Raw genomic sequence first — 12,627 nt, 5'->3', positions numbered from 1 at the left:
CCCCGCGTTCGCGAGGCAGCAGAGCGTCTTCTTGGCGTGCCGGCCGACGAGCTCTTCCCCGCGTGGCCGCGCTCATGACCAACGAACCGCTTCGCATCCCCGACCCGCGCGACAAGCCGTGGCTGACCGTCGCTGAACTCTGCGCGATCACCGGCGAGGGAGAGAAGACGATCCGGGCCGCGCTTGCGGCTGGCCAGCTCCCCTGTCTCGACGTCGGTCGCTTCAAGCGGATCCCCACCGCTGCGCTGCTGGCCGTGCTCGGCATCGAGCCCACGGCGCCCACGAGCGCACCGGAGGCGTGGGCCTCGGTGCACCCCCTGCCGGGTGTCGGCGGTCCCTAACACTTCGCGGCCGGGTCGATCTGCCCTCGACCTTGGACCCGGCCGCGGAAACCAGCGTGGGCGCCTCTCGCCAGAGACGCCCACGGACAGATCGAAGCCCTCACCACGAAGGAGATCCACATCCCATGATGGATGAAGCAAGGTCGACCATCAACGCATCACCCGAGGTCACGCGGTGACCGGCCAGATCCCAGGCCACCCAACGGCAGCGAGCAGCGAGCACGACGCGCGAGGCATCGCCACCGAAGCTCTGGTCGCGCGGTTCCGCGTAATGCTCGACCAACAGGACCGCAAGCCGCTGAAGACGCTGAGCCCTACGGGCAATGACTGCGCCGGCGGGCAGATGCTCCTGCAGCACCGTGCTCGGATCGAGGCCAACGACCTCACTGCCTGCCCTCACATCGAGGTGAAAGGTCAGGAGTCCTACTTCTGGATGGCCAGCATCCCCACCGCCTACCTGTGCGCCGGGTGCCTCACGACAGCTCCGCGCCCGATCGACTGCGACCACTGCCACGGACGCTCCGGCGCGCTCGAGCGCTACACCCTCAACGTGGGCGGTCGCGCGGTGCACGTCTCCTTCCTCTGCCCCACCTGCGCCACGGCCGAAGAGGCGGCGAAGTCGTCGTGACCACCACGCCTCGCCTCGTCGAGCCGGCCGCGCGCACCGCCTGCCCTCACCCGGTGTCAGGGGACTGCGACGTCCACGGGTGCCCGTTCTGCAGGGACCTCGCCGAGCAGCTCCCCTGGATCGACCCGTGCCAGACCTGCGTCCAGCTGCGTGACGCCTCGACGCAGGCCTTCATCGCCGCCAACCCGCCGCTGGCCTGCGAGCTCGCCAACTGCCTGCACTGCCGCACCTGCGGGGCCTGCTCCGAGAGCGGCAAGGTCTGCGGAGTCTGCGGGCTCTGCTCACACCACAACGATGAGGCCGACGAGTGCGTCACCTGGCGCGAGAACGGCGCCGGCGGCGACGTGCCCGTCTTCGCGCACACCTACCTCGACCCGCGCTCGCGTCGATGGTTCCGCGCCGAGCAGGCGCTCCCACCGCACGTCGCGGCCTACTACGCCGCCCTCCAGGAGGGGCCCTTGCCGACGCCGGCCATGACGCGCACCGACCACCTCGAGCGCACGGCGTGCCTGATCTTCCCCGGGGAACGCTGCTTCGCCTGCGGCCCCGACGCCCACCGCCACCTCGACCTGGTGCTCACCCACCTCGAGCGAGTGCGCACGTGGTGAGCCTGCTCGAGACCGCGCTGGCCTTCCACGCCGCCGGCTGCTGCGTCATCCCGGCTGCCGTCGACGGAACCAAGCGGCCAGCGATCGGCTGGAAGCAGTTCCAAGCACAGCGCCCCGACCCTGAGCAGCTCAGCACCTGGTTCTCCGGTCCGTCGTACGACGGTCTCGGCGTCGTGACGGGCTCGATCTCCGGTGGCCTGGAGATGCTCGAGCTCGAAGGGCGCGCCGTGCCGCTGCTCCAGGCGCTCAGCGACGCCATGGACGCCGCGGGCCTTGCGCTCGTGTGGCGCCGCATCACGGCTGGCTATCTCGAGCAGTCTCCCTCCGGAGGGCTCCACTGGCTCTACCGCGTCGCCGATGGCCCAGTGGCTGGCAACGCGAAGCTGGCGCGCCGGCCGGGGGAGGTCCCCGGCACCGTCGCTGTGCTCATCGAGACGCGCGGCCAGGGCGGGTTCACCGTCGTCGCACCGTCGTACGGGCGCACCCACCCCACTGGACAGCCGTGGGCGGTCCTGGCCGGCACCCCAGGCTCGATCCCCACGGTCACGGCTCAGGAGCGCGACGCCATCCACGCTGTCGCGGCGTCGCTCGACCAGATGCCCGCGCCCGTCGCCGCTCAGCCGCGCGCACCGGCTGGCGTGGTCGGGGGCAGACCGGGCGACGACTTCAACGCCCGCACGACGTGGGAGGAACTGCTGGAGCCTCACGGGTGGCAGCGGGGCTCCGCCTTCCCCGACGGAGGGTGGGAATGGACACGGCCTGGCAAGGATCGGCGTGACGGAGCGTCAGCGACCACGGGGCGCAACGACGCGGACAACCTCTACGTCTTCTCGAGCTCGACGATCTTCGAGACCGAGAAGGCCTACGACAAGTTCGGCGCCTACGCGCTGCTCGAGCACGGTGGCGACCTCAGGGCCGCCGCCCGTGCGCTCGGGGCTCAGGGGTACGGCGACCCGATCGACGAGCACGCCGCGAGCCGCCGCGAGGCCGACGGGTGGGCCGCGCTCGGTCTGTCGCCGCCATCCGGTGGCACGTCCCTCGACCAGCTCTACGTCGCCCCGCCGACCGGGGAGTACTTCAGCGCCAAGGGCGCGCTCCAGGCGGCGACCCTCGCTACCGACGTCATCGGCGGCGGGCCGCTGCGGATCGGGCGCGACGACCTCATGTGGTCCTACGCCCAGGGCGTCTGGGTGGCGGACAAGCACGCCGTGCGCAACCGCTCCACCGTGCTGCTCGGCGAGCGCTTCCGCACCGGGCACGCGAGCACTGCCGAGGCCATCGTGCGCGCCCGTGTCGACGCCATCGCATGCGACCCGGTCCCGGAGTTCGTCAACTTCGCCAACGGGCTGCTCGACTGGCGCTCGGGGCAACTCTTCGCCCACACGCCGGACGTGCCGACCACGGTGCAGTTGCCCATCGCCTACGACGCCGACGCGCAGTGTCCTGCCTTCGAGGCCTTCGTCGAGCAGATCGTCCCGCCTGACGTCGTCAGCACGGTGTGGGAGCTCGTCGGATACCTCATGTACTCCGGCAACCCGCTGCATAAGGCGGTCATGCTCACGGGCACTGGCCGCAACGGCAAGGGCACCTTCCTGCGAGCGCTCCTGGCGCTGCTGGGTCGCCGCAACGTCACCACCGTCGGCCTCCACGACCTGGTCAACACCCGCTTCGCCACCGCCTCGCTCTACGGCAAGCTGGCCAACATCGCGGGCGACATCGACGCCGGTTACCTCGAGAACACCGCGACCTTCAAGGCCATCACCGGCGGCGACACGATCTCGGCCGAGCACAAGGGCCGCGACCGCTTCGACTTCACGCCCTGGGCCGTGCCCGTCTTCAGCGCCAACAAGATCCCGGCCAGCGCAGACACCACCGTCGGCTACCTGTCGCGCTGGCTCGTGGTGCCGTTCCCCAACAGCTTCGCGGGGCGCGAGGACCGCCGTCTCGACACCACTCTGACCAGCCCCGCCGAGCTGCAGGGCATCGCGGCCCGCGGCCTTCGCGCGCTGCCCGGGCTGCTCAGCCGCGGCAACTTCGAGGTGACCGAGTCCGGCCAGGCAGCACACCAGGAGTTCGAGCGCCGCGTCGACCAGGTCCGCACCTGGCTCTCGGACTGCTGCGAGGTCCAGGCCGACCTCCCACACGTGGCACGCGCCGACCTCTACGAGGCGTACAAGCGCTGGGCCGCGCGCGACGGGCACCGCCCGGTCCGGGCGACCGACTTCTACGACCGCCTCCAGAGCGCCGGCCCCGTGCCGGCGACCATCAAGGGGTCCCGCGGGTTCAAGGGCGTGCGGGTCATCGACAGCGGCTGGGCGGTCCTTCACACCGGCGTCGTCCAACTGCCCCGCGCTGGGGTGCAGGTCGGATGAGCGTGGCCGTCGACGAGACCCGGCTGGGGTGCAGAGGGTGCAGGCCGGAGCAACTGCGATCGGGGGCTATGGGCAAAATCGGGGCTCCGAGGCCCGTACCTGCACCCCGTACCTGCACCCCAGCGAAATGGGGTCTGACCTGCACGGATGCAACTGTGACCGGTTCTCAGGGTGCAGAGGGTGCAGGTAAACCCCAACCCCCTACATACGCGCGCGCCCGCGTATGCGCAGGTATGGGGGTAGCCAGACCTGCACCCTCTGCACCCCAGGGGCGGCTGCCCGTCCGGGCATCGTGCCCTCAGTCGGCGTCGTCCCTGTGCCCGGCCATGGCCCTGCCTGCTGGCGAATCCTCCGTCGGCGGCGACACCCACCAGGCCGAGGAGGCCCCCAGATGACACAGCGACCGAGCGAGGAGGCCATGCAGTCAGGGCCGCCCGAGCGACCCCATGCGATTGTCCGTGACGGCCACGTACGACAGTGCGCCGCTCGGACCCGGTCGGGGGCACGCTGCCGGTCCTTCGCTGTGGAGGGCATGCGGGTGTGCCGGATGCACGGCGGGTCGTCCCCGCAGGCGCGCGCAGCCGCCGCACGTCGCCGGGCCGAAGCCCAAGCCGAAGCGCTGCTGGCCGTGGTCTGGGATCCCGAGGCCGCGCCGGTCACCAATCCCGTTGAGGCCCTCCTACTGCTGGCCGGCAAGCTGCGCCATGCCACGGACGTGCTGGGCGCCCGGCTCGACGGGGAGCTCGACGGCACTACCGCCCTGGCCTGGGTGCGGGTTATGCGCGAGCTGCGCCAGGCCTTGGAGGGCATCGAGCGTCTCGACCTCCACTCGAAGCAGATCGCCATCGCGGAGGATCAGGGCCGCCTCCTGGCCGGCGTCGTTCGGGCGGTGCTCGATCGGCTCGGACTGAGCGACGAGCAACGGGCCCTCTCGCTCGTCGTGGTGCCGCAGGAGTTCCGTGCCCTGGGCGAGCCGCAGAGCGGGCAGGGTCGGTGAGCGCGTGATGGGCGAGGGCGCCGCGCAGGAGCAGGAGACCGCCGCCATCGTGCTGCAGGCCTACGACCTCCTCGAAATGTCCATGACCGCGCCGACGGGGCCCGATGCGATCCGCGCCGTCCGGTCCGAGCTCGAGGTCTTGCCACGGGAGAAGCTGCTGCAGGTCGCGCTGGCCATCACCGTGGAGGCGACCAACGTGCTGACGCACAGCGCCGACCGACCTCGCTTCCTCCGCCGTCTGCAGCACTTCCGGCTCGAGGCCAGGTGGAGGGCGTCATGAGGTTGAAGGCGTGTGACCAGGCTGTGACCATCAAGCCGCTGACCTGCGGCAATGGGTCGTCCACGGGGCTTGTAGTCCCGTCGGGGTGGGTCCTGTGAGGGGCGTCCCGACGCAGGGCGTCAGCCTTCTCGGGCTGCGCCGCGGCGACCAGTGGCCGAGGCACCGGCACCGCGCCCGGCTGCAGCGACAGGTCCGCGCTCACCTTGCGCGTGAGCGGGCCCGTGCTCGGCGTCGTCGCGCCTCGGTGAAGGGCGACTCGTCGTGACCGGAGTGCTGGAGGGGTCAGCCGCCGAGCTGCTTCAGCGCCTCAGCGGCCAACACCTCGCCGCCTCCGCTGGCCGTACCTCCGAGGAAGCCGATCATGAGCTGGAACGCGGCGGCTCGCCAGCGGCCGGCTCGCTCGGTGTCTCCCCGCTGCTGAGCCCGACCCGCCTGCATGGCCATCGCGCCGCCGAGCTCGAGCGCCACCTGCCGCACAGCCTCGTGCCCGTACTTCTCGACGTTGTCCACCACCATGCGCGCCTTCAGCAGCAAGGTGTGGAGGTACTGCCTGACGTCGGCCGGAAGGTCGCTGCTGGCGTCGTCGACCAGTTCGATGGCCTGTTCGAGGACGTCGGACAGGTTGCGTCGGTCGGCTTCGGTGAGTGCGACGTGGCCGGTGGTGTTGATGATCAGGCCGAGCGCCTCGAGAAGGTTGATGTCTCCGTCGGTGCAGACCTGGCGGGTCCCGTTCCCTTGAGTCACCTTGCCCCAGGGGATGGTGGCGAAGTTGACGCCGGCGTACCACCGGGGCAGTGCAGCCGTGAACATGTCGACGTTGATGCGGACGGCATCCATGCCCTGCAGCGTGTAGTCGACGGTCCTGACGAGGTCGCAGACCCGACTGTGCTCACGCCAGGCGTCGAGGTCCTCTTGGCCGCTGAACCCCCGTCGAGCTTCGGGCGTTTCTGCGGAGGGCGTCGCGAATTCGCGCAGCGCGGAGGCGAGCAGGTAGGCCGCGTTGGTCATGGGTGCTCCAGGTGGTCGAGGTGAGCGTCACCGTAGCCGCGGCGGCCGACACCGGCGGCCGGTTCCTTGCAGGCACCGGCGATTGGCCGTCGTGGGTGGTGCCGAGGCGGGCGCTGGGGGAGTGGGCTGACCTGCAGGACGCCGTCAGCGTCCTGGTCGGCGGGCCGGCGTGTCGACGCGAGCCGGAGTTGTGGTGGGCGACCCCGCGGACGAGCGAGGGGGTCGATGCCCAAGCGGAGGCAGCGGCGGCGTGCTCGTGGTGTCCCGCGCGGCTCGAGTGCCTGTCGTACGCCCTGGCCGCTAACGAGCGCGAGGGCGTCTGGGGTGGTCGCACGGCCGCCGAGCGGAGGTGTGCGGCGTGACCTACCGCCCGAGGCCCTACCTGCCGGCCGTGATCGGCCCACGCGTCAGCTTGCGCATCGTCAGGCACTTCGGGATCGAGCTCGAGCACCTCGCACGAGAACTCGCGCGGAGCCCCGACCCGGACGCGCGCGACGACGCAGCCGAGATCCATGCAGGGATTGCCCAGATGGTCGAGTCGGCGCGGCAGTGGCGAGAGCGACAGGCCCCGACTTCCGTCGACGGAAGTGCGGAAGTTCCGTCGACGTCGGGTGGGTCAGAGTCGACTCGTCCTCCTGGATCCGGTGTCACCACCGGTGAGGTGGCCGAGCAGTTCGGCATCACGGCGAGACAGGTGCGGTACCTGGTCGCGGCGGGTCGTCTGGTCGGCCACCGGCGGGGGAGGACGTGGGTCATCGACGAGGCGTCGGTGGCGTTGTACATCGAGGCCAGGAGACCGGCATGACGGACAAGAAGACCCCCTTCGGCAGAGTCGTGACCCAGCAGGACCTCGACGAGGCCCAGGGCATCACGACTAGGACCCCGTGGGGCCGTCCCCTGCAAGAGGCCGGCGCGGCGATGACCATGGCCGGCGGCGCTGTCGCACCCAAGCCGCCGCTCGTGAAGCCGACCGTCGAAGACTTTCGTGCCGTCGGCCTCAACGCGATCGACGCCGCCGGGGCCGCGGCGGGGCTGAGCGAGGGGAAGTTCCTGTCTTTCGAGGACGCGTGCCTGTCGACGGTGATCTTCAAGCCGTCGTCGAAGTCGCGCACCCTCGACGAGTCCGCGATGCGTGATCGGGCCCGCCGCTTCATGGCGCCTGCCGGCGACTGACCGGACGGCGCGGACATGCTGAGCGAGACCTGGAGGCGCCGCCGACGCGACGTCCTCCGCTTCGTCACCAGGGCTCCGGCCCCAGGCTTCGTGCGCGTCGACAAGGACGACCACATCCACACGCTGACCGCTGCTCTGCGAGCCACTGAGCTCGAGGCCGAGCGCGACACCCAGGAGGCCAGCCTTCGTGGTCTCCATGCCGAGGCTGCTGCCCGGGCCAGGGGGCTGCGTGCGGCGGCGCTGCTGGTCGAGAGGACCCGCGGGACCGAGGTCGTCTTCAACGAGCTCGAGGTGGCCGGTCTCATGGCGGATCTGCCGGCCAGGGCTGACGCCCTGCTCGACCAGGACGCGTTCCTCGCTGCCCTCGACGAGCACATCTGGACCCGGCGCCTGAGCGCCATCACCACCAACGCCTGAGGAGGCGCCCGACCATGAGCACCGACACCATCACCCTGGATCAGATCGACAGCGTCGCTCCCGAGGAGGCCGTGACGGCCGCTGCAGCCGCTGTTCAGGACGCCCGCCGCGTCCAGGCCCAGTGGGAGGCCAAGGAGTCGGCTGCACGGGCCGAGCTCGAGAGCGTCCAGGCCCAGGCCGCTGAGGCCCTGCTCGAGGACCCCAGTGCGGAGGAAGCCCTCGCGACATCGATCACGCAGTTGACGGCCCGGGTCGAGATCGTGCACCGGGCCGCGGTGGCGCACCGCCCCCGGGTCGCGGCCGCGGAGACGGCGTGGCTCCAGGCGCAGGCCGCCTTGTTCGCGACGGCGATCCCGCCCCTCGAAGACGAGCTGCGCCAGCACGAGACCAAGACCGCCCGGCTGCTGAAGCAGCTCGAGGACCACGAGGGCGTCTACGTCCCGGAGGCCGATCTGCGTTGGGCCCTTGCCCCGGTGGATCGGCCGAAGTCGTGGAAGGTCCCGAAGAGCCGGCCGATCCACGCGTCGCTCACCCTGGCGCGTCGGCAGCACCGGATCCTGTGCGAGCTCGCGGCCGGCGTAGATCCCGCCCCGCTCCTCGTCGAGTGGCGCGTGGGCTCGGAGATCTACCCCGAGTGCATCATGGGGCCCGACGCCCTGGTCCCGGTGCCGGCGTTCCTGCAGCGGGTCCAGCAGCGGGTCCAGCAGGCCCAGGACGTGATCGTGGGGCTCGAGCAGGCCCGCGACGAGCTGCCCGGTCGGATCGCTGACCTCGAGCGGCAAGAGGCGCAGATGCAGCCCCGTGAGGGGAAGTTCGTGGTGCTGCCTCAACTGCGCGAGCGACTGCGGGCCATCGACGACGAGATCTCCGCGGCGCGCGAGCACCTCGACGCTCTCGCGCCGGCACCGGCGTCCGTGAAGGACTGAGGCGCGCCGTGGGCATCAGCATCGACACCTCCGAGCTACGGGAGCTCGCGGTCACCCTGCGCGCTTCCTCAGGACGCGTCGGCGCTCAGGCCGCATCCGCGCTGCGGCGTACGGCGTACGCCATCGAGGCCGACGCCAAGGCCTTGGCGCCCGTCGACACGGGCAACCTGCGCAGCAGCATCGACACCGACATCGTCGGCGACGGCCGCCACGGGGCCATGACCGCCGAGATCGGCCCTTCGGCCGACTACGCCCCCTACGTCGAGTTCGGCACCAGTGTCTCGGCCGGTCAGGCGTTCATGGGGCCGGCGTTCGAGCGCCAGGTGCCCGGCTTCGAGAAGGCGATCGAGCAGATCGTCGACAACATCCTGTGACCCAGGGCAGTGAGGATCTGAGATGAGCGCACAAGCACGCTCCGTCGTCGTGAAGCTCTCCATGGAGAGCTCGCAGCTGATCGCGGGCATGAAAGCCGCAGAGGCAGCCGTGGTGTCCGGGACCAAGGGCATGGAGCGGGCGACGATGTCGCAGGCCCGGGCCGTGGAGAACCTCGGGAACAAGGCCGGGATGATCGGCGCTGGTGCCGCGCTGGCGCTTGGTGCGTCCGCGAAGGCGGCCATGGACTGGGAGTCCCAGTTCGCTGGGGTCGAGAAGACCGTGGATGGCACGGTCGAGCAGATTTCGCAGCTCGAGGGTGAGTTGCGGAACCTGGCGAAGACGATGCCCGCCACTCACGAGGAGATTGCCGGCGTCGCGGAGGCCGCGGGTCAGCTCGGTGTGGCTCGTGAGGACATCGCGGACTTCACCGACACGATGATCCAGCTCGGCGAGGCCACTGGCGGCCTGCTGACCGCTGAGCAGGCGGCAACGGACATCGCGCAGATCGCCAACGTCATGGGCACGAGCACGGCCGAGGTGGACAACTTCGGGTCGGCCCTCGTCGCGCTCGGCAACGACGGTGCCTCCACCGAGGCGCAGATCCTGTCCATGGCGCAGCGCATCGCCGGTGCTGGTGCGCAGATCGGGCTCGCGGAGTCCGACATTCTCGCGATCGCGAACGCCGCGGCGTCCATGGGCATCGAGGCGGAGGCCGGCGGGTCGGCGATCTCGCGGGTCTTCACCGACATGGCTAAGGCCACCAAGCAGGGTGGCGCGGACCTGGAGCAGTTCGCGGGTGTGGCTGGGATGAGCGCCTCTGAGTTCGTACGGGCTTTCGGGGAGGACCCGGCTCAGGCGTTCGCGGCGTTCACGGCTGGTCTGAACGAGATAAATGCGTCGGGTGGGGACGTGTTCACGACCCTCGACGGGCTTGGCCTGTCGGATGTCCGTGTGTCTCAGGCGTTGCTCGGCATGGCTGCCTCGGGTGACCTGCTGACCGACTCTCTGGCTCTGGGTGCTGACGCGTGGTCGGAGAACAGTGCGCTGGCGGACGAGTTCGCGAAGCGGATGGACACGACGGGTGCTGATGTCCAGAAGGCGTGGAACAACGTGCGTGACGCCGGGATCGACGCCGGTGCGGCTCTGCTGCCGGTGCTGTCCGAGGTCTCGGACAAGGTCTCGACCGTGGCCCAGGCGTTCGGGTCCCTGCCCGACCCCGTGCAGGGGGTCGTGACGAAGATGCTCGCGCTGACCGCGATCACCGGCGGCGGACTGTGGTTCGGTGCAAAGGTCATCGGAGCGGTCACCGACACCCGCGAGGCCATCAAGGGTCTCGGCACCGAGTCCGGCACCGCCGGCTCCAAGCTGCGGGCCCTGTCGATCGCTACCACGGTCGCGGTTGGGCTCTACGCCCTCGACGAAGCCCTAGACGCGATCGCGGAGTCCACCGACCGGGCGGTACCCGGCGTGGAAGGCCTGACGAACAACCTCCTCAACATGGGCAAGGCCGAGGCTATGAAGGCCCTCGCCCAGGACTTTGGTGACCTCGGCGCCGCGATCAGCGCCCTCGACGACCCGGGGATCATGGCGGACATCGCCGGGTTCTACGACTCGATCCCCCTCGGCCTCGGTGGCCTGGCTGACAACGTGATCCCTGGTCTGCAGTCCACGAAGCAGGAGTCCAGGGAGGCCGCGGCCTCCATCAAGGCCCTCGACGAGGCCCTCGCCGGGATCGTGGCCGCAGGGGCACCGGATCAGGCTGCTGACGCGCTCGAGGGGCTGGCTGGCGCCTACCAGCTCACCGAGTCTGAGCAGGCCAACCTCCTGAAGCTGCTCCCGGACTACCGCGAGGCCCTCGACGCAGAGGCGAACGCATTGATCTTGGCCGGGGACGCCGCAGGCGGAGCGACCGCGCCTACCGGTGAGCTCGCTGACGTGACCGCCGCGCTCGGCAACGAGGCGGGGCTCACCAAGGACGAGATCAAGGGCCTGGTCGACCAGATGGAACGCCAGCGTGACGCTGCCCTGGCTGCGTTCGATGCCGAGACGCAGTATCGCGAGGCGCTGAAGGCGGCTCGAGAGCAGGCTGACAAGAACCAGGCTGGGATCAAGGGCTCCTCGGAGGCCGCGTTGGAGAACCGCCGGCAGCTGTCGGGGCTGGCCGCGGCGTGGAACAACCAGTCGGCGGCGGTGAAGAACAACCGGCAGGAGTTCCACCAGGCCCGCGAGGCTTTCATCGACACCGCCATGGACATGGGGGTCTCCGAGGACGCAGCGCGGCGCCTGGCCAAGAGCGTCCTAGACATCCCGAAGGCCCGCGCGATCGCGATCGAAGCGAAGACCGAAGCCGCTGAGGCCAGGGTCGCAGCGCTCAAGGCGAAGATCGAGGCGCTACGCGACAAGACCGTCACGGTCACCGTGCGGCACCAGGAGTCGGGCACTGCCGACAACGCCCCCTTCGTGTCCGGAGCCGGCGTACGGCCGCGGTCGCAGCTCGCTGCCGGTGGGCCCATCGCGGGCCCGGTCCGTGAAGCCCCCCTCCCTCTCGAGCTGGAAGAAGCCACACTGTGACCCTCATCGGATTCGCCACCTACGGCGACCGCGCCGAGCTGATCACCGACACGCTGTCGTACGCCTCCAACCTCAGCTCGCTGGGGTACTGCACCAAGCACCACACCATCCCGCACCTCGACGCAGTCGTCATGACGCGCGGTGACAGTGCCTTCAGCACCTACGCCACCACCGGCACCCTGACCGTGTCCCAGGACGTCGACGACTTCGACCAGCTCGTCGAGCAGGCTCCAGCCCTCCTCCGCGCCCTGTGGGGTCACCACACCGATGACGAGCACCTGCGCATGGCGTCCTCCACGCTGTACCTGATGGGCTACTCGCCGGAGCAGAAGAAGTTCACGGCGCACATGTTCTTCTCTGACCAGGACTTCAAGCACGTGCGGGTCCACGGCTCTCTCGTCATGCCGAGCCCCTGGGACTTCGCGCCGTCTGGCTATGAGATGCGTCTGCTGAAGGACTCGACCAGACCCCATCGTCAGTCCCTCGAGTCGCGACTGGTGCTGGCGGAGCGGTGGCGGGTGAAGCCCGTGCTGCCGAGACCCTCGTCGGTCGACGAGTGGCGCGCCCTGGCGATCTCCGTGCGCGAGCAGCGCACCCTCAACCCCTTCTTCACGATCCTCGTCGGCGGCCAGGTGATGCACTGCCTCGTCGAGCGCGGCCGATCAGTCACGACCTCGATCCATACCTTCGACGACACCGGCGACGAACTCGGCAAGATGGTCAACGGCACGTGCCACCCTGCGTCCCAGAAGGCCCCCTGCTGGTGCGGAAGCGGGCTGTCGTTCCGTGACTGCCATCTGGCTGCGTACTTCGCCGAGGGTCACACCTGCGACTGCCAGAGCGGTCGCAGCTTCGAGGACTGCTGCAGGGTGCCCGACTCCGAGATGCCGAACGCCAACGCGTAGGGGGCCCGGCCCGGCTCAGTCATCGA

Annotated in this window: 15 protein-coding genes; 14 read left to right on the top strand and 1 reads right to left on the bottom strand. The window is 70.1% G+C overall.

The window, feature by feature from the left end; genetic code table 11:
* Positions 1 to 74: 74 nt before the first annotated feature.
* The 6 genes from BM204_RS11885 (at position 75) to BM204_RS11865 (ending at position 5,226) form a co-directional block, all read left to right on the top strand.
* Positions 75 to 341 carry a helix-turn-helix domain-containing protein gene (locus BM204_RS11885; protein WP_143099745.1) on the top strand — a complete coding sequence of 89 codons (267 nt, stop codon included), beginning with the start codon at positions 75 to 77 and terminating at the stop codon, positions 339 to 341.
* A 271-nt stretch (positions 342 to 612) separates the two neighbouring features.
* Positions 613 to 969, top strand: a complete 357-nt coding sequence (locus BM204_RS11880) for a hypothetical protein (protein ID WP_143099744.1) — start codon at positions 613 to 615, stop codon at positions 967 to 969.
* Positions 966 to 1,577, top strand: a complete 612-nt coding sequence (locus BM204_RS22230; RefSeq protein ID WP_143099743.1) for a hypothetical protein — start codon at positions 966 to 968, stop codon at positions 1,575 to 1,577. Before BM204_RS11880 ends, BM204_RS22230 begins: the two co-directional genes overlap by 4 nt.
* Positions 1,574 to 3,949, top strand: a complete 2,376-nt coding sequence (locus BM204_RS11875) for a phage/plasmid primase, P4 family (RefSeq protein WP_170259289.1) — start codon at positions 1,574 to 1,576, stop codon at positions 3,947 to 3,949. Before BM204_RS22230 ends, BM204_RS11875 begins: the two co-directional genes overlap by 4 nt.
* Positions 3,950 to 4,340: 391 nt before the next feature.
* Positions 4,341 to 4,946: an HGGxSTG domain-containing protein gene (locus BM204_RS11870; RefSeq protein WP_143099741.1), complete on the top strand. Its 606-nt coding sequence runs from the start codon at positions 4,341 to 4,343 to the stop codon at positions 4,944 to 4,946.
* A 7-nt stretch (positions 4,947 to 4,953) separates the two neighbouring features.
* Positions 4,954 to 5,226, top strand: coding sequence for a hypothetical protein (locus tag BM204_RS11865; RefSeq protein WP_143099740.1), 273 nt, complete (start codon positions 4,954 to 4,956; stop codon positions 5,224 to 5,226).
* A 282-nt stretch (positions 5,227 to 5,508) separates the two neighbouring features.
* Here BM204_RS11865 and BM204_RS11860 read toward each other — a convergent pair whose 3' ends face one another.
* Complete coding sequence (locus BM204_RS11860) at positions 5,509 to 6,234, bottom strand: hypothetical protein (RefSeq protein ID WP_091113501.1); 726 nt, start codon at positions 6,232 to 6,234, stop codon at positions 5,509 to 5,511.
* A gap of 20 nt (positions 6,235 to 6,254) precedes the next feature.
* Between BM204_RS11860 and BM204_RS22225 the strand changes: the two genes are divergently transcribed.
* The 8 genes from BM204_RS22225 to BM204_RS11820 are packed head-to-tail and all read left to right on the top strand — an operon-like array spanning position 6,255 to position 12,601.
* Complete coding sequence (locus BM204_RS22225) at positions 6,255 to 6,596, top strand: WhiB family transcriptional regulator (protein WP_174813042.1); 342 nt, start codon at positions 6,255 to 6,257, stop codon at positions 6,594 to 6,596.
* Positions 6,593 to 7,039, top strand: a complete 447-nt coding sequence (locus tag BM204_RS22220; RefSeq protein WP_143099739.1) for a helix-turn-helix domain-containing protein — start codon at positions 6,593 to 6,595, stop codon at positions 7,037 to 7,039. The genes BM204_RS22225 and BM204_RS22220 overlap by 4 nt, the downstream gene beginning before the upstream one ends.
* Positions 7,036 to 7,407, top strand: a complete 372-nt coding sequence (locus tag BM204_RS11845; RefSeq protein WP_091113496.1) for a hypothetical protein — start codon at positions 7,036 to 7,038, stop codon at positions 7,405 to 7,407. The genes BM204_RS22220 and BM204_RS11845 overlap by 4 nt, the downstream gene beginning before the upstream one ends.
* Positions 7,408 to 7,422: 15 nt before the next feature.
* Positions 7,423 to 7,824: a hypothetical protein gene (locus BM204_RS11840; protein ID WP_091113494.1), complete on the top strand. Its 402-nt coding sequence runs from the start codon at positions 7,423 to 7,425 to the stop codon at positions 7,822 to 7,824.
* Between the two features lie 14 nt (positions 7,825 to 7,838).
* Positions 7,839 to 8,750 carry a hypothetical protein gene (locus tag BM204_RS11835; RefSeq protein WP_091113492.1) on the top strand — a complete coding sequence of 304 codons (912 nt, stop codon included), beginning with the start codon at positions 7,839 to 7,841 and terminating at the stop codon, positions 8,748 to 8,750.
* An 8-nt stretch (positions 8,751 to 8,758) separates the two neighbouring features.
* Positions 8,759 to 9,124 (top strand): HK97-gp10 family putative phage morphogenesis protein, encoded by a 366-nt coding sequence (locus tag BM204_RS11830; RefSeq protein WP_170259288.1) that lies wholly within the window; start codon positions 8,759 to 8,761, stop codon positions 9,122 to 9,124.
* A gap of 22 nt (positions 9,125 to 9,146) precedes the next feature.
* Positions 9,147 to 11,696, top strand: a complete 2,550-nt coding sequence (locus tag BM204_RS11825; protein WP_091113488.1) for a phage tail tape measure protein — start codon at positions 9,147 to 9,149, stop codon at positions 11,694 to 11,696.
* Positions 11,693 to 12,601, top strand: coding sequence for an SEC-C domain-containing protein (locus BM204_RS11820; RefSeq protein ID WP_091113485.1), 909 nt, complete (start codon positions 11,693 to 11,695; stop codon positions 12,599 to 12,601). Before BM204_RS11825 ends, BM204_RS11820 begins: the two co-directional genes overlap by 4 nt.
* Positions 12,602 to 12,627 lie beyond the last annotated feature (26 nt).

It is taken from the genome of Nocardioides psychrotolerans (assembly GCF_900113685.1).
Lineage (GTDB): Bacteria > Actinomycetota > Actinomycetes > Propionibacteriales > Nocardioidaceae > Nocardioides > Nocardioides psychrotolerans.
This window is presented reverse-complemented; position numbering and strand designations above follow the sequence as displayed.